The 16602-nt window shown below is 64.8% G+C and carries 10 protein-coding genes; 4 read left to right on the forward strand and 6 right to left on the reverse strand.

All coding sequences use genetic code 11. The features are described 5' to 3' along the window. Nucleotides 1-238: 238 nt before the first annotated feature. The 4 genes from ACA027_RS18435 (at nt 239) to queF (ending at nt 6318) form a co-directional block, all read left to right on the forward strand. Nucleotides 239-3337, forward strand: coding sequence for a ribonuclease E/G (locus tag ACA027_RS18435; RefSeq protein WP_370679648.1), 3099 nt, complete (start codon nt 239-241; stop codon nt 3335-3337). Nucleotides 3338-3643: 306 nt separating this feature from the next. Next, nucleotides 3644-4420, forward strand: a complete 777-nt coding sequence (gene yaaA, locus ACA027_RS18440; protein ID WP_370679649.1) for a peroxide stress protein YaaA — start codon at nt 3644-3646, stop codon at nt 4418-4420. 79 nt (nt 4421-4499) lie between these two features. Then, the gene (locus ACA027_RS18445; RefSeq protein WP_370679650.1) at nt 4500-5387 is read left to right on the forward strand and encodes a prolyl hydroxylase family protein; all 888 of its coding nucleotides are present in this window, start codon (nt 4500-4502) and stop codon (nt 5385-5387) included. Nucleotides 5388-5472: 85 nt separating this feature from the next. Further along, nucleotides 5473-6318: an NADPH-dependent 7-cyano-7-deazaguanine reductase QueF gene (gene queF / locus ACA027_RS18450; protein WP_370679651.1), complete on the forward strand. Its 846-nt coding sequence runs from the start codon at nt 5473-5475 to the stop codon at nt 6316-6318. Between the two features lie 245 nt (nt 6319-6563). Here the strand turns inward: queF and ACA027_RS18455 are convergent, their stop codons facing one another. The 6 genes from ACA027_RS18455 to ACA027_RS18480 all read right to left on the reverse strand — a co-directional run bounded on the left by ACA027_RS18455 (nt 6564) and on the right by ACA027_RS18480 (nt 16424). Then, on the reverse strand, nt 6564-8858 hold the full coding sequence (locus tag ACA027_RS18455) for a hypothetical protein (RefSeq protein WP_370679652.1): 2295 nt from the start codon (nt 8856-8858) through the stop codon (nt 6564-6566). A gap of 167 nt (nt 8859-9025) precedes the next feature. Next, nucleotides 9026-10585, reverse strand: a complete 1560-nt coding sequence (locus tag ACA027_RS18460) for a methyl-accepting chemotaxis protein (RefSeq protein ID WP_370679653.1) — start codon at nt 10583-10585, stop codon at nt 9026-9028. A 188-nt stretch (nt 10586-10773) separates the two neighbouring features. Beyond that, nucleotides 10774-12441, reverse strand: a complete 1668-nt coding sequence (locus tag ACA027_RS18465; RefSeq protein WP_370679654.1) for a methyl-accepting chemotaxis protein — start codon at nt 12439-12441, stop codon at nt 10774-10776. 110 nt (nt 12442-12551) lie between these two features. Then, nucleotides 12552-13763 (reverse strand): DNA polymerase IV, encoded by a 1212-nt coding sequence (gene dinB / locus ACA027_RS18470; RefSeq protein WP_370682625.1) that lies wholly within the window; start codon nt 13761-13763, stop codon nt 12552-12554. Between the two features lie 101 nt (nt 13764-13864). After that, on the reverse strand, nt 13865-14797 hold the full coding sequence (locus ACA027_RS18475; protein ID WP_370679655.1) for an EamA family transporter: 933 nt from the start codon (nt 14795-14797) through the stop codon (nt 13865-13867). A 442-nt stretch (nt 14798-15239) separates the two neighbouring features. Beyond that, nucleotides 15240-16424: an L-lactate dehydrogenase gene (locus tag ACA027_RS18480; RefSeq protein WP_370679656.1), complete on the reverse strand. Its 1185-nt coding sequence runs from the start codon at nt 16422-16424 to the stop codon at nt 15240-15242. Nucleotides 16425-16602 lie beyond the last annotated feature (178 nt).

Below are 16602 nucleotides of genomic sequence, written 5' to 3' on the forward strand. Positions count from 1 at the left end.
CACAGCGGCCCGAGCTTTTTGCACGTCTCGCTCCCTGCCCCCTGCCCTTGCCTCCTTTGCTGACCTGATTCAGCACGGCCGCAACCAGGCTTTCTTCGATTCCCTTCCTTTTCGTTTCAACGCGTCATCCAGGCATCACGGCTCCTGAAGAGCCTGTCTTTGATTGCAAAAATCAGGGGCGTGACGGCGAGACAGTCCAGCACTGCCGCCCCCGCCCCTCACGAAAAGGATACGCATCATGAAACGGATGCTGATTAACGCGACGCAGCCTGAAGAACGCCGCCTGGCCATCGTCGACGGCCAAAAGCTGCTCGATTACGAGATCGAAATCGAAGGCCGCGAACAACGCAAGGGCAATATCTACAAAGCGGTCGTGACCCGCGTGGAGCCCTCCCTGGAAGCCTGCTTTGTGGACTACGGTGAAGACCGCCACGGCTTCCTGCCCTTCAAAGAAATTTCCAAGCAGTACTTCGCCGAGGGCGTCTCGCCCAGCCAGGCGCGCATCAACGATGTGATTCGCGAAGGCCAGGAACTGATCGTCCAGGTCGAAAAGGAAGAACGCGGCAACAAGGGCGCCGCCCTGACCACCTTCATCTCGCTGGCCGGCCGCTATGTGGTGCTGATGCCCAACAACCCCCGTGGCGGTGGCGTGTCGCGCCGCATCGAAGGCGAGGACCGTGCCGAGCTCAAGGAGGCCATGGACCAGCTCGAGTACCCCAAGGGCATGTCCATCATTGCGCGCACCGCCGGCATCGGCCGCACCGCGCCCGAGCTGCAGTGGGACTTGAACTATCTGCTCAAGCTGTGGAGCGCCGTGGACGGCGCTGCCAAATCGGGCAAGGGCGCCTTCCTGATCTACCAGGAATCCAGCCTGGTGATCCGCGCCATCCGCGATTACTTCAACAGCGACATCGGCGACATCCTGATCGACACCGATGACATCTACGAGCAGGCCCAGCAGTTCATGGCGCATGTCATGCCCGAGCATGCCGCCCGCGTGAAGCGCTACCGCGATGACGCCCCGCTGTTCAGCCGCTTCCAGATCGAGCACCAGATCGAATCCGCCTACTCGCGCACCGTGACCCTGCCCTCGGGCGGCGCCATCGTGATCGACCACACCGAGGCCCTGGTCTCCGTGGACGTGAACTCGGCCCGCGCCATCAAGGGCGGCGACATCGAGGAAACCGCCACCCGCACCAACCTGGAAGCCGCCGACGAAGTGGCCCGCCAGATGCGCCTGCGTGACCTGGGCGGCCTGATCGTGATCGACTTCATCGACATGGAAGAGTCGAAGAACCGCCGCGAAGTGGAAAACCGCCTGCGCGATGCCCTGCGCCAGGACCGTGCCCGTGTGCAGTTCGGCACCATCAGCAAGTTCGGCCTGATGGAAATGAGCCGCCAGCGCCTCAAGCCCGCGCTGAGCGAAGGTGCCCACATCAACTGCCCGCGCTGCGGTGGCTCCGGCCATATCCGCGACACGGAAAGCTCTGCCCTGCAAATCCTGCGCATCATCCAGGAAGAGTCCATGAAGGACAACACGGCCGCCGTGCACTGCCAGGTGCCGGTGGAAGTGGCCTCCTTCCTGCTGAACGAAAAGCGCACCGAGATCACCAAGATCGAACTCAAGCAGCGCGTGTCCGTGCTGCTGGTGCCCAACAAGTCACTGGACACCCCGCACTACAAGCTCGAGCGCCTGAAGCACGACGACCCGCGCCTGGAAAACCTGGACGCCAGCTACAACCTGGCAGAAGTGGCCGACGACCAGACCAAGGTCACTCGCCGCTCGCAGGAACCCACCAACAAGCAAACCCCCATCATCAAGGGTGTGCTGCCCGATGTGCCGGCCCCCGTGGCCGAGCCACGTCCCCAGCCTGCGGCCCGCCCGGCCACGCAACGCGGCACCGCTGCCGCAGCACCGGCCGCCCAGCCCGCACGCCCCGAAGTGCGCGAGCAAGGCTTCTTCTCCTGGCTCAAGAGCCTGTTCGGCTTCGGCGCTCCGGCGGCACAGCCCGCGCCCGAGCCAACACCGGCCGCCAAACCCGAAGGCCAGCGCGATGCACGCCGTGACGGCCGCAACGGCGAAGGCCGTGGCCGCCGCAACGAACGCGGTGGCAACCGCGGCGAGCGCACCGAGGCCGCCGAAGGCCGTGGCGAACGCAATGGCAGCAACGGCCGCCGTGGTGAACGCAACGGCAATGGCAACGGCAGCACAGAAGCCCGCAACAGCCGCCCGCAGGACGGTGAACAACGCCCCGAACGCGCACCGCGCCGCGAACGCGGTGAGCGCAGTGAGCGCGCCGAACGTGGCGAACGCCGCGATGCCGAGCAGCGCCTGTCGCCCCAGGATGGCGGCGCACAGCAACTGGCCGAAGGCGTGAGCCTGGACGCCGGTAACGAGCAAGCCCGCAGCGAACGCGCCCCGCGCCGTGAACGTGGTGAGCGCACCGAACGTGGTGAGCGCACCGAACGTGGTGAAGGTCAAGGCCGCCGCGAACGTGGCGAGCGCGCTGAACGTGGTGAAGGCCAGGGCCGCCGTGAACGCAGCCAGCCCACCACCGAAGCCCCGCAAACCACCGAGCAGCTGGACGCTGCCGCCCTGCCCCAGGACGGCGAAGCTCCCACCGCCGCACCTGTGGGTGAAGACAGTGCACCACGCCAGCGCCGTTCGCGTGACCGCTATGGCCGCGACCGCCGCCGTGGCGGCCGTGAGCAGGACGGTGTGGAAGGCGAAGCCAGCGAATCCGCTCAGCCTGCAGCCTATGCAGAGCCTGCTGCCGACGCGGCCGTGACCAGCTTGGTCGCCGACAATGTGGTGGAAACCGCGGAAGCCGACGGTGGCGCACCGGCCCGCCGCAGCTACTTCGAGCGCAATGCAGCCGCCGCGGCATCTGCACCAGCCGCTATGGAAGTGCAAGCAGCACCTGCGCCCACCCCGGTGGCCCCAGCGCCTGCAGCCGAAGCACCCGCTCCGGTGGAAGCCCCTGTGGCAGCAGCGCCCGTAGCCCCGGTCCAAGCTCCCGTGGCTGCAGCACCGGTGGCTACAGCCGCCCCCGCAGCGTCTACGGCCCGCATGCCCCGCATCGGTGACTACCAGCTGCCCATGGATGCGCTGCAGCAGATCGCCACGGCCTCCGGCCTGGAGTGGATCAACTCCAACGCCGACAAGATCGCTGCCGTGCAGGCCGCGATTGCCGCCGAGCCCAAGCCCGTGCACATCCCGCGCGAGCGTCCGCCGGTGGTGATGATCGACCAAGGCCCTCTGGTGCTGGTTGAAACTCGCAAAGACCTGGCGGCCATGACGCTGCCCTTCGAGCGCGAAAACAGCACCGCTGTCTAAGCGCTGCACCAGATCACAGGGGCCCTAGCGGCCCCTGTTTTTTTACGCCGGCACTGAATACGGAGGGTTGGAGACTGCCGGAGTGGGACTTCCCAATACAGCGGGCATGCAATCCCACCCCACAACGACCAGACAGCGCTTCAGGCGCGGCGCGGGTCCGCAGACAGTGCACGTGCACGGCAAGGGCCCGCAACAAAGCATCAAGCGCTGTATGGGCGTCTCCCAACAAAGCCCGCCCCAGCTGCGACACTCCCCTGACATTCCCTCCATCACCCGTTTTCTGGGTCTTTCGTTTCACCGTTTGCCATGTTGTTTCTGCTTTCCCCGGCCAAATCTTTGGACTACGACAGCCCCATCCCTGCCGGGCTGCCCCACACCCTGCCCGCCTTCATTCCCCAATCCCAGGCCCTGATCGAGGTGCTGCGCCAACTGGCCCCGCAAGACGTGGCCAGCCTGATGTCCATCAGCGACAAGCTGGCCGCGCTGAATGTGGGCCGCTACGCCGCCTGGAGCACCACGTTCAACGCCGACAACGCCCGCCAGGCCTTGCTGGCCTTCAACGGCGATGTCTACACCGGCCTGCAAGCGCAAACGCTGTCGGTCCCGGAGCTGGAATGGGCGCAGGAGCATCTGTGCATCCTGAGCGGCCTGTACGGCGTGCTGCGCCCGCTGGACTGGATGCAGCCCTATCGCCTGGAAATGGGCACCCGCCTGACCACGCCACAGGGCAGCAGCCTCTACCAATACTGGGGCACGCGTATTGCCAACTACCTAAACCAGCGCCAGCAAAATGCCAAGGAACCCGTGGTGATCAACCTAGCATCACAGGAATATTTCAAATCGGTAGACCTGCAGCATCTCAAGGCCCGCGTCATCGAATGCGTGTTCGAAGACTTCAAGGGCGGCAAGTACAAGATCATCAGCTTCCACGCCAAGCGCGCACGCGGGCTGATGGCGCGTTACGCCATCGAGCAGCGCATCACCCGTCCGGCACAGCTTCAAGGTTTTGACAGCCAAGGCTATGCTTATGCGCCGGAAGCCTCGGCCACCGATCGCTGGGTCTTCCGCCGTACTGCCCCTTGAGCATGCGCTGACGGTCTCTGCAGACATCCCAGAGACCGCGCAGCGCGCGCTCTTCGGTCACTGCCATGGAGACCTGCCTATGCCCGAGCGCGACACCGCCACCTTCCCTCCGGAACAACTGTCTGCGGCCACCCCCGGCTCTACGCCCGAGTTGCTGCACTGGCTGCACCAGCAGCTGCAGGCAGGCCAGCGCGAAGCCAGCTTGCTGCAGTCGCTGCGCGACACCGGCTGGACCGACACCGTGGCCCACCAGGCACTGAAAGCCGTGGTGCAGTGGCGCACCAGCCAGGCACAAGCCCCCTGCGCGCCCACACCGCTGCCCGGCGCAGACCTGACACGCCGCCCCTGCCTGCTGGATGCCGGCGACCGCCAGGTGCAGGTGCTGATGTGCATGGAGCAGCCCCACATCCTGCTGCTGGGTGATCTGCTCAGCCCCGACGAATGCGAGGCCATCATCGCCGCCGCACAGCCGCAGATGGCACGCTCGCGCACCGTGGCCATACGCACAGGGGGTGAAGAAATCAATGCCGACCGCACCAGCGAAGGCATGTTTTTCCAGCGCGGCGAGACCCCTGAGGTGCAGCGCCTCGAAGCCCGGCTGGCCCGGCTGCTGCGCTGGCCGCTGGCAAATGGCGAGGGCCTGCAAGTGCTGCACTACGGCCCCGGCGCCGAATACAAGCCCCACCACGATTACTTTGACCCGGCCGAGCCCGGCACGCCCAGCATCTTGCGCCGTGGCGGCCAGCGCCTGGGTACGGTGGTGGTCTATCTGAACGAACCCGAGGAAGGTGGCGCCACCTACTTTCCCGAGACCGGGCTGCGCATCCAGCCGCGCAGGGGCAATGCCGTGTTCTTCCGCTATGCCCAGCCCCAAGCCCATACACTGACGCTGCATGGCGGCGACCCGGTGCTGCGCGGCGAGAAGTGGATTGCCACCAAATGGCTGCGCGAGCGCGAATTCCACTGAACACAGCCCCTGCCGCCACCCTTTACTTTTTCAGTCAAAACCGGCTCTAACGCTTATACAGAGAGCGTTGACAGCTCACTTTTCGATGAACACCCCTGAACAATCTCCGCTGGGCCACTCCTCGGCCTATGCCGACCAGTACGACCCCAGCCTGCTCTTTCCACTGCCACGCGCGGCCAAGCGTGAAGAGATTGGCATCCATGGCCAGCTGCCTTTTTTTGGTGCCGATCTGTGGACCGGCTACGAGCTGTCCTGGCTGAATGTGCGCGGCAAGCCCCAGGTGGCGCTGGTGCATTTCACCATCCCCTGCGAGACACCGAATATTGTGGAGAGCAAGTCCTTCAAGCTCTACCTGAACAGCTTCAACAACAGCCGTTTTGCCAGCGCCGACGAGGTCCTGGCCAAGCTGCGAGCCGATGTCAGCGCCGCCGTGTGGCGCGGCGCCCCGCATGCAGCCACCGTGGGCGTGCGCCTGGTGCTGTCCGAGGCCTTTGCCCAGCAAAAGGTTCAGGAGCTGCAAGGCCTGGAGCTGGACCGCCTGGATGTGGAATGCAGCGACTACCAGCCCCGCCCCGAGCTGCTGCGTGCCGATGCCGACAGCCCTCCGGTAAGCGAAACCCTGGTCAGCCACCTGCTCAAGAGCAACTGCCTGGTCACCGGCCAGCCCGACTGGGGCAGCGTGCAGATTGCCTATACCGGCCCTGCCATCGATCAGGAAGGCCTGCTGCGCTACATCGTGAGCTTTCGCAACCACAACGAATTCCACGAGCAATGCGTGGAGCGCATCTTCACCGACATCTGGCGCCAATGCCAGCCGCACAAGCTCAGCGTCTACGCCCGCTACACGCGCCGCGGCGGCCTGGACATCAGCCCCCTGCGCACCAGCCATCCACAAGCCATGCCCACCCCACAACGCACGGCAAGGCAGTAAAGGGACTCCAGCGCTACGACAAGGAGTGGGTTGGCATGCGTAGGTCTGCCGGAGCGGGCCTTGGATATTCAGCGGGCGCTCCACGCCCTCCACAACGGCCAGACAGCGCTTCAGGCGCGGCGCCTCGCCCGCAGGCAGTACTTGGGTACGACCAGGGCGAGCAACAAAGCATGAAGCGCTGTATGGCCGCCTCAACACGAGGCACCAGCCAAGCCGCAAGGCTTGGCAAAGCGTCTTTTTGAAATTCAGTGGCTGTTTTCCCAGGGCCAGTCGTCGCGCTGCAGCAGCACCTGGGTATAGCGCTGATCCTGCTTGCGCATCCACAACCCACGCGCCCCCTCGGTCAATCGCTCCACCTTGGCCTGGTCCCAGGCATTGCCGGCCACGGTATGCCGCGTGGCTGCCGCCGCCTCACCTTCTGCCACCTGGGTGCGAGGCCGGTCGCCATCGCGCCAGTGCAGGCCGCTGGCATCCCAGCCCAGCAGCAGCGGCATGCCCGCCCGCAGCTCCAGCGTGCGCACCTCCCGGGCATCGGGTCGCAGCCAGTGCAGCAGCCAGTGATGGGCATCGTCATTGGAGCGCGCCGCCAGCTCCAGCACCGCCCAGCCCTTGCCTTCCGGCTGCGGCACCGCACAGGGGCCGGTGCCGCACAACACGGCTCCGCCACTGGTCACGCTCACACCCTGGATGCGTGGCTCCTCGGGCGACCAGTAATTGTTCGCTCCCTGGTGGATACCGCCCCACCACCACAGCTCATCGCCCCCCGGGGCAAAACGCCAGACATAGTCCCCATCCGCGCAGGGGTGCTGCACCTGGTGGGTCTCGCGCCAACGCGGCTGCAGACGCCAGAAGCCATGTTCATCCTGGGCAATGTCCCGCCACTCATAGACAGCGGAGTTGTCGATCTGGCCCAGCGGGCCGGGTGAGGCCTCTTGTACCGGCCAACGCCAGGTGCCGGTACAGGCTTCCACCAGCTTGTCGGGCACGCAGCCTACCAACACCAGGGCCTGTACCCGGGCACCATGGCGCGCATCGGAAGGAGTGGGCCGCAGGCGCACCACGGCACCGGGCAAGTCCACGCGCTGCAACTGCTCGCCATCCCAGATCTGCACATAGCGCACACCACCATGGCGTGGCACGGCGCCGGAAGGCAGCAGCACGGCCCAGCGGCCACGCACCACCACATGCTCCAGCTCCCAGGTGTTGGGGAATTTCTGCCCCGCCCATTGCAGCTGGTAGCCTGCCGTGGCGCCATGCACATCGGCGGCCGCTTCGGTCAAGGTCCATTCCAGTGCTGTGCCGGCCACCGGCACACTGTGGGCCCGCCAGCGTTCGGGATGCTTCAGCTCGCGGCGCCAGAACAGCGGCGTGCGCGGCTGTGGACGCAGCAGCACGCGGCCATCGCGGGTATGGGCTACGGCGTTCTCTATGTCGCTGACCGTACAGCTGAGGCTGCGGCCGTCATGCAGGCGCTCCAGCTCCGGGGTGTCGATCAGCATGCGCTGCACCAACACCTCGCCATCCCATTCCAGCGCGGCCGGTGCGGCGGGTGCATCCGGATCCTGGGGTTCGGGCATGTCCACCATCAGCGACCAGGGTTTGCGGTCTTCCGGCATATTGCCGGACCAGTGCTGCCAGCCATAGGTCTGGCTCCACACGGCCAGTTGCTCCCGCCCGTCTTCGCCTTCGGACAGCAGCATTCCCATCAAGGCCAGTGCCTGGCCATCGCCACGCCATTGGATGCAAGGCTGGTGCGGCACGCCCCAGGGCTGGGCCGCATCGTCAAAGTACAGCTGCCATACGGGCGCCTCCAGCGCCTGCATGGGATGGCGCAGGGTGCGCAGCGAAGGCGGCAGATGGCGCTGCAGCGACAGCTTGACGGCGGCGTCCCTGGGCGGCTGGGGCAGAGTGGGCGGCAGCATGCGGCTGGCATCCGGCATGCAGTCCGGGGGAATCCACAAATCCAGGGCGGCAACCAGTTCCTGGGCGGAGTTGGAGACATGCTCGCCCAGCCAGCTGTCAAAGTCTTCATCACTCAGGGCGTTTTGGCCGTCTTCGGCCGCCGCCCCTTCTGCCAGGTTCCAGCGCGGCAGGCGGCCATATTCCGCCGTCACCACGGCCGCCTCATCGTGGCTCAGCAGCCAGCAGCGCCGCGTCTTGCGGTCCACCAGACGGGCCACCTGACCGGCATGGCTGCTGGTACGAATCCAGCGCCCGTCGAAGGAGGTATGGAAATGGTCTTCCCAGACATGGGGCAGGTAGATCCCGTCGGCGCAGAGCAGATCACCGTAGACCGGCCCACCCATGCCCCGCTCGCCCTGGGCGCGAAACTCCACATCCCTGGGCCCGACCTCTGGCGCAGCGGCTGCCAGATGGTGCTGCAGCGACGAGGGCCGCTTGGTGGCCGCCGCAGGCGCAGCCGCAGAAGCGGCCTGACCGGCCTCACGTTTGCCCGCTTTGAGCAAACCAAAGGCACGCCGGCTCCACCACAGCAGCCACACGCCCAATGCTGCCAGCAGCAGCCAACCCAACAGACTCATAACGGATTTCATAACCGCCGATGCTACCCAAGCCAGGCCGCTTGCATCAGGCATATTCAAGCTTCTGTGTACCCTGAAGCAAAAAGGCGGCCCAAGGACCGCCTTTTTGCACGTTCAGACCCGCACAGTGTTGCGCCCGGGCCGCATCGGCCCCATGGCACCGGCCCTCAGCGCATGGTGAACACATCCACCGAGCGTTCCAGCGTCTTGGCGCTGTGGCGCAGCGAATGGGCCGCACTGGTGGACTGCTCCACCAGGGCCGCGTTTTGCTGGGTGACCGAGTCCAGATGCGCCACGGCCTCGTTCACCTGGGCAATGCCCATGGACTGCTCGCGCGTGGCAATGCTGATCTGGTGCACCATATCGCTCACCCGCTCCACCGCCGTCACCATGCCGCTGATGGTCTGGCCTGCGGCATCCATGCGGGCATTGCCATCGTTGATGCCATCCACCGTGCGGTTGATCAGGACACTGATTTCCTTGGCGGCTTCGGCACTGCGCTGGGCCAGGGCCCGCACCTCGCCGGCCACCACGGCAAAGCCACGGCCTTGCTCGCCGGCCCGGGCCGCTTCCACCGCGGCATTCAGCGCCAGCAGATTGGTCTGGAAGGCAATACTCTCGATGACGCCAATGATTTCCCGCATGCGGGTCGAAGAGCCACGGATATGCTCCATGGCAGAGCCGACTTGCTGGATGGCCGAGCCGCTGTGACGGGCCACGTTCTTGCTGGCTTCACTTTCACGCTCCATCACCTGGGCCATGTCGGCGGTCTGGGCCACGGTGCCGGAGATCTCCTCCATCGAGGCTGCCGTTTCCTGCAGATTGCTGGACTGGGACTCGGTGCGGGTGGCCAGATCCTGGCTGCCATGGGCAATTTCCTGGGCCGTGATGGCAAAACCCCTGACCTCGCTGCGCACATCGCCCACCACGGCCCGCAGATTGATCTGGATCTGCAGCAGCCGCTGCATCAGCGCGCCCATGTCTCCGCCATAGTTGTGCTGGCAATCGGTGGACAGGTTGCAACTGGCAATGTCGGCAGCAAAGCGGCTGGCCTGCTCCAGACCGCGCACGCAGCGGTCATAAAAGCGCCAGGTGATCCAGGCACCACCGGCCAGCATCACGGCCAGTCGTGTGCCCCAGGCCTGCGCCCCTTGCCAGCCCAGCATGTCCGGCAGCAGCAGCAACAAGGCGAGCACTGCCAGCATCAGCTCCATGCGCACCACCATGCCCACGTCCTTGCGGCTGTCCCACCAGCCACGCAGGCCTTTGTGGCGCACCTCGCCGGAGCGCAGGCGGAAGCTCTCCTGGCCAGCTTCGGCTTCGGTGCGCATGTGCGCATACAGTGCTTCGGCGGCCTGGATTTCAGAGGCCGATGGCTTGGTACGCACCGACAGATAACCCCGGGGCTTGCCACCTTCCATGATGGGCGTGACATTGGCACGCACCCAGTAGTGATCCCCGTTCTTGCGCCGGTTCTTGACCAGGGCCGTCCACGGATAGCCATGGGCAATCGTGCGCCACAGGTCCTTGAACGCGGCCGCCGGCATATCGGGGTGGCGGATCAGGTTGTGGGGCTGGCCCAGCAATTCCTCATACGTGTAACCGCTCACACTGGCGAAAGCGGCATTGCAATGGGTGATCTCACCTTTGGGGTTGGTAATCGAGACCAGCAGCTCATCGCCAGGGAAATCGTAATTGTTCTGGGTAACTGGCAGATTGATGCGCATGTATGGATGCTTCCTCAACGATGCCTGAAACCTGCAGGCACATGAAAAAAGACCGCTGCGAAACGGTTGTGAGTTTCGCAGCGGCCCTCAACGATCTATGGATCATCGCACATGACGTCAGGGCCTAGAGCACTGCCGGCGGGGAAAATCCATGCTGTTTATGGCACTACCACCCTCGCGTGCCGCGCCTAGGCCACCGCCATGGCGACCACTTTTTGGGCGCCTGCCAGACTAGGGGCAGCCATGCTTGCCGTGGTCTGGGCGTGCGCCTGGTGCTGGTGTAGCGAGACATCGCCCGGCAGGCGAAACACATCCAGAGTGCGCCCCAGCACCCCTGCATTCAGGCTCATATCGTTGGCCGATGCGGCCGCCTCCTTGACCAGGCGCGCGTTGTCCTGCGTGGAGCGGTCCAGGTCCGTGACCACATCGTTCACCTGCGCAATGCCACTGGACTGCTCCCGCGTGGCATTGCCAATCTGGCCCATCAACCCATTCACATGCGCCACGGAGCTGACCACCTTCTCGATGGTGTGACTTGCCTGCACCATCTGCTCAGCACCCAGCCCGATCTGGGATTTGGACTCGCCAATCAGGTTGCGAATTTCACCGGCTGCCGCCGCACTGCGCTGGGCCAGGGCACGCACTTCGGTGGCCACCACGGCAAAACCGCGCCCCTGCTCTCCCGCACGCGCGGCCTCTACCGCCGCATTGAGCGCAAGAATATTGGTCTGGAATGCAATGCTTTCAATGGTGGTGATGATGTGGCCCATCTGCTGTGACGAATGCTCGATGCGCTGCACCACATCCGTGACCTTGCGCACCGCGTCTCCCCCTTGGCGGGCCAGCGATGCGCTGTGTTCGCTTTCCGTCATGATTTTCTGGGTGGTGTCTGCGGTCTGGCGCACCGTGCCGGAAAGCTGCTCCATGGCCGCCGCCGTTTCTTCCAGGCTGCTGGCCTGATGTTCGCTGCGTTCCGCCTGCTGGTGAGCGCTCTGGGCAATGGACAGCGCCAGCCGGCCAAAACCCTGAATCTCACGCCGCGCATCGCCCACCACCACACGCAAGTTGATGTGGATTTGGTGCAGGCGCTCCATCAGCAGGCCCATGGGGTGGTGCTCGCCGAGCGGTGGCAGCTCCTGGGACAGATTGCAGCCCGCCAGATCGCGCGCCAGATCATTGGCCTCCTGGAAAGCACCCGTAATGCGCCGGTGAAAACCGTAGAGCATCAGCAGTGACAAAACCGCCACCACGGCCAGCTGCAACCCTTGCTGCCAGGGCTGGTTCCAGCCCATAAAGCCCGGCAACAGGGCCGCCACCAGAATGGGCAGCAGCATGGCCGTCAGGCGCTGGGTGAACGTGGCGCGCCGCAGCCCGCCCCATGCATCGCGCCAGCCCTTTTGGCGGACATGGCCTGCGCACAGGGCAATGCTTTGCCTGCCGGCCTCACGCTCTTTTTCCAGCCGCTCATACAGGGCCTCAGCCTCTCGCACCTCTTCGCGCGAAGGCTTGGTACGCACCGACATATAGCCCCGGGGCTTGCCATGGACCACGATGGGCGTCACATGGGCGCGCACCCAGTAATAGTCGCCATTCTTGCGGCGGTTCTTGATGATGCCGCTCCAGTTGCGCCCACGACCGACGGTGGTCCACATGTCTTTGAAGGCCTCGCCTGGCATATGGGGATGGCGCACCAGGTTGTGCGGCTGCCCCATCAGCTCCTCCATGGTGAATCCGCTCACGCGGACAAAGGCGGCATTGCAGTGGGTGACCAAGCCCTTGTTGTCCGTCATGGACATCAACAGCTCTTCATGGGGGAAGTCGTACTCTTTTTCCGTGATGGGAAGATTGGTGCGCATGGTCCGGCTTTCATGGCTGACTTAGATGGTCATTCATACTCCGTTGCGGTATACGCTGCCCCCGCGCAGCCGACATCCACCGCTCAGCGCATTCTGAGGACTTTAGGTAGTCAGAACAACGACGCGGTAAACGGGTCTGTCCGGTGCGCCCGGTGCACGCCCGTCGCAGGCTGCAAAGGTTTGGGCTCACACACGGCATCGCCGGCCCCACCGGCCCGGGCCGCCAGACTCCCCACCCGAACACCCAGCAGGCGGATATGTTGCTTTAGTTCCACACGCTTGAGGCACTGCCCTGCAGCATGGCGAATCGCGGCGGCATCCTGGGTGAAGTAGTCCAGAGAGATGTCCCGCGTCACGCTGCGAAAGTCGGCATAGCGCAACTTGATGCCTATGGTGCGCCCCACATAGCCTTTGCGCTGCAAGTCTTCGGCCACGCGCTCGCACAGGCGCGTGAAGATGGCACCCAGCTCAGCCCTGTCCTTCACAGCGTGCAGATCGCGCTCGAAGGTGGTCTCCCGGCTCATGCTCACCGGCTCGCTTTCGGTGACCACGGGCCTATCGTCCTGCCCCTGCGCCGCGGCATGCAGCCAGGCGCCGTAGGAGCGGCCAAAGTGCTGCACCAGCCCTGGCAGCGAGCAAGCCGCCAGCTCGCCAATGGTGGTGATGCCCAGGGCCTGCAACTTGGCATCGGCCTTGGGGCCAACACCATTGATCTTGCGGCAGGGCAGCGGCCAGATGAGCCGCTCCAGATCCTGGGGCTGGACGATGGAAATGCCCTTGGGCTTGTGGAATTCGCTGGCCATCTTGGCCAGCAGCTTGTTGGGCGCCACGCCCACCGAGCAGCTCAAGCCCGTGGCCGCGTGGATGGCCTGCTGAATGCGCGCCGCCAGCGCGCGCCCGCCCTCTTCCTGACCGCCAGCCACCTGGGTGAAGTCGATATAGACCTCGTCCACCCCGCGGTCCTCCATCAGCGGCGCTATGGAAAGAATGACTTCCTTGAACTGGCGCGAATAGGTCCGGTAACGCTGAAAGTCTATGGGCAGCAAAACGGCCTGGGGGCAGCGGCGTGCAGCCTTCATCATGCCCATGGCAGAGCCCACGCCAAACTGCCGCGCCGCATAGGTGGCGGTGGTGATCACGCCCCGCCCCACATAGCGCCCCAGGCGCTCGAAGGCATCCAGCGGCACCTGGTCCAGCGCACCCCAGCGCGCCACCAGTTCGGCTTCTTGCTCGGGCGTATGCCGGCCCCCGCCAATCACCACCGGCAGCCCCTCCAACTGGGGATAGCGCAGCAGCTCCACGGAGGCAAAAAATGCATCCATATCCAGATGGGCAATGCGGCGGGGCAAGGCAGCGTTGGTCACCCCGCTATTGTGGCGGCTGACGCACGGCCTTGCAGGCCAGCAGCGCCACCATCACCTCGCTACACGGCCTGCAGACAGATCAGCACCAGGCCCAGCAGCATCAACCCCATGCCCCATTTCTCAGGGCGGCTCAGCGACTCGCTCAGCAGCCGGCGCGAGACCAGATAGCTGAACACCACCTCCACCATACCCAACGTGCGCACCGGCCCGGCACCCTGCATGGCATAGGCCGTGAACCAGGCCAGCGAGGCCGCCGCGCCCATGCTGCCCGCCACCAGCGAGATGCGCCAGGCCCTGAACAGCGGCATCAGCCCCTGCGGCGTGCGCAGCTGAACCCACAGCCCCAAGCCCAGGGTTTGCAGGGTTTGGGCAATCAACACGCCCCAGGCACCGGACAGCCAGGGCGACTCCGCCCCCAGCGCCAGCGCGCCGCCGCGAAAGCCCACGGTGGCAATGGCAAAACAGGCGCCGCAAATCAATCCATACAGCGCGCTCTTGCTCATCCAGGCTTGCAAAGACATCAGTTGGCCGCGCGGCGGCAGCGACAGCATCAGCACACCCACCGTGGCCACCACCATGGCCAGCAAGGCCAGCGGCGTGGGCAGTTCATGCAGAAACACCGTGGCAAACAGCGCCACCTGCAGCACCTCGGTCTTGGACAGGGTCACGGCCACGGCGAAGTTGCGCTCCTTCATGGCCATCAACAAAGCCACCGTGGCCCCTACCTGGAACAAGGCCCCCAACGCAATCCAGCCCAGATAGCTGTTGCTGAATGTGGGAACGGCAGGCATCTGCGCCGGCAGCCCGTACAACAGGGCCAGCCACAGCGCGGCAAACGGCAGGCCATAGAGAAAACGCACCAGCGTGGCCGACAGCGTGCCCAGCTCCTGGGTCAGGCTGCGCTGGGCCGTGTTGCGCACGGTCTGGGCCAGGGCGGCGAACAAGGTGATGGGCACCCAGAGCCAGGCAAGGTGTTGCAGGGAATCAGACATGGAACATTCAACAGACAGGGCAGCAAGCGGGTGCCCAGCATAGCCACGCCCCTGCGCGCTGCGCCCCAGCCATTGACGAGGAGCGCCCCACCCCGCAGCGATGCAATCGCCAGCGGCGAAGACCCTGTTGCCCGAGCAACAAGCCCCTGGCAGACCAAAATAAAAAAGAGAGCATTCAACGCCTATGAATCAACAGTTTCCAATGGTTTTTCATTGGAGGCCCAGATTCATCAAGCACTCAACGCTCTCTTTTTAGCAGTACCCACAGCACATGCGATGCCTTCCCATGGGGCTTGCAAAACATCAGCCAGGCCCGTTTTCACCCCTGCCGCCTAAAACCGGCGCAGCCCACGCCAGGGCACCGCGCAAGGGCCGCCCCTTACGCTCCGGTGCCGTCCCCCTCCATCGCGAAGCGATAGAGAGGGGGAAGACGCGCAGCGGCTCAGGGGGTGTTTGCAAAAGGTTTTGGGTAGGTCCCCGGCAGCAAGATCTCCTTGCCCACCTGGTCAATCTGGGTGTGGCCGCAAAAAGCCATGGTGGTGTCCAGTTCCTTCTGGATGATTTGCAGCGCGCGTGTCACGCCCGCCTGGCCGAAAGCACCCAGACCGTACAGGAAGCTGCGACCGATCAACGTGCCATGCGCACCCAACGCACGGGCCTTGAGCACATCCTGGCCGCTGCGTATGCCGCCATCCATCCACACCTCGATGTTCTTGCCCACGGCCTCGGCAATGCTGGGCAGGGCTTCGATGGACGAAGGCGCACCATCGAGCTGGCGACCGCCGTGGTTGCTGACCACCAGGGCATCGGCGCCGCTGTCCACGGCCAGACGTGCATCGGCCTCATCCATGATGCCTTTGAGGATCAGCTTGCCGCCCCAGCGCTGCTTGACCCATTCCACATCGGCCCAGCTCAAGGAAGGGTCGAACTGGTCCGCCGTCCACGAGGACAGCGAGCTCATATCGGCCACGCCGGTCACATGGCCGACGATGTTGCCAAAGCTGCGGCGCTTGGTTCCCAGCATGCCCAGGCACCAGCGTGGCTTGGTGGCCAGGTTGATGAGGTTGGCCAGCGTGGGCTTGGGCGGGGTGGACAGGCCGTTCTTGATGTCCTTGTGGCGCTGACCCAGGATTTGCAGATCCAGCGTCAGCTGCAGGGCCGAGCAGTTGGCGGCCTTGGCGCGGTCGATCAGGCGCTCCATGAATCCACGGTCGCGCATCATGTAGAGCTGGAACCAGAAGGGGTGGCGGCCGGTGTGCTCGGCAATGTCTTCCAACGAGCAAATGCTCATGGTCGACAGCGTGAACGGAATGCCGAATGCCTTGGCCGCCTTGGCCGCCAGGATTTCGCCATCCGCATGCTGCATGCCGGTCAGGCCGGTGGGGGCAATCGCCACCGGCATGACCACATCATGGCCGACCATGGTGGTGCGCGTGCTGCGCCCTTCCATGTTCACCGCCACGCGCTGACGCAGCTTGATGTGCTGGAACTGCTCCTCGTTGGCACGGTAGGTGCTCTGGGTGTAGGAGCCGGAATCGGCGTAGTCATAGAACATGCGCGGCACGCGGCGTTCGGCGATCACGCGCAGGTCTTCAATGCAGGTAATTTTGGAAAGGTCAGCGGACACAGGGCATCCCTCGCTATGCAACGGCGCCCATGGTAGTGCGCGTGTGCGGGCAGCGCTTTGAATGTATTTGTGCAGGGCGTGAATATTTTGAGAACGGCCTGTGGACACAGGGTTAACCCAGGCAAGCCTCCATGAAAATGGCCCGGAACCAGGGCTGATTCCGGGCCATTCACCGCGG

This window comes from Comamonas sp. GB3 AK4-5, from assembly GCF_041320665.1.
Taxonomy (GTDB): domain Bacteria; phylum Pseudomonadota; class Gammaproteobacteria; order Burkholderiales; family Burkholderiaceae_C; genus Comamonas.

What these genes read in the sequence shown, in the direction of transcription:
- ACA027_RS18435 (WP_370679648.1), top strand. Translation starts at nt 239, where the DNA reads ATGAAACGGATGCTGATTAACGCGACGCAGCCTGAAGAACGCCGCCTG.
- yaaA (WP_370679649.1), top strand. Translation starts at nt 3,644, where the DNA reads ATGTTGTTTCTGCTTTCCCCGGCCAAATCTTTGGACTACGACAGCCCC.
- ACA027_RS18445 (WP_370679650.1), top strand. Translation starts at nt 4,500, where the DNA reads ATGCCCGAGCGCGACACCGCCACCTTCCCTCCGGAACAACTGTCTGCG.
- queF (WP_370679651.1), top strand. Translation starts at nt 5,473, where the DNA reads ATGAACACCCCTGAACAATCTCCGCTGGGCCACTCCTCGGCCTATGCC.
- ACA027_RS18455 (WP_370679652.1), bottom strand. Translation starts at nt 8,858, where the DNA reads ATGAGTCTGTTGGGTTGGCTGCTGCTGGCAGCATTGGGCGTGTGGCTG.
- ACA027_RS18460 (WP_370679653.1), bottom strand. Translation starts at nt 10,585, where the DNA reads ATGCGCATCAATCTGCCAGTTACCCAGAACAATTACGATTTCCCTGGC.
- ACA027_RS18465 (WP_370679654.1), bottom strand. Translation starts at nt 12,441, where the DNA reads ATGCGCACCAATCTTCCCATCACGGAAAAAGAGTACGACTTCCCCCAT.
- dinB (WP_370682625.1), bottom strand. Translation starts at nt 13,763, where the DNA reads ATGGATGCATTTTTTGCCTCCGTGGAGCTGCTGCGCTATCCCCAGTTG.
- ACA027_RS18475 (WP_370679655.1), bottom strand. Translation starts at nt 14,797, where the DNA reads ATGTCTGATTCCCTGCAACACCTTGCCTGGCTCTGGGTGCCCATCACC.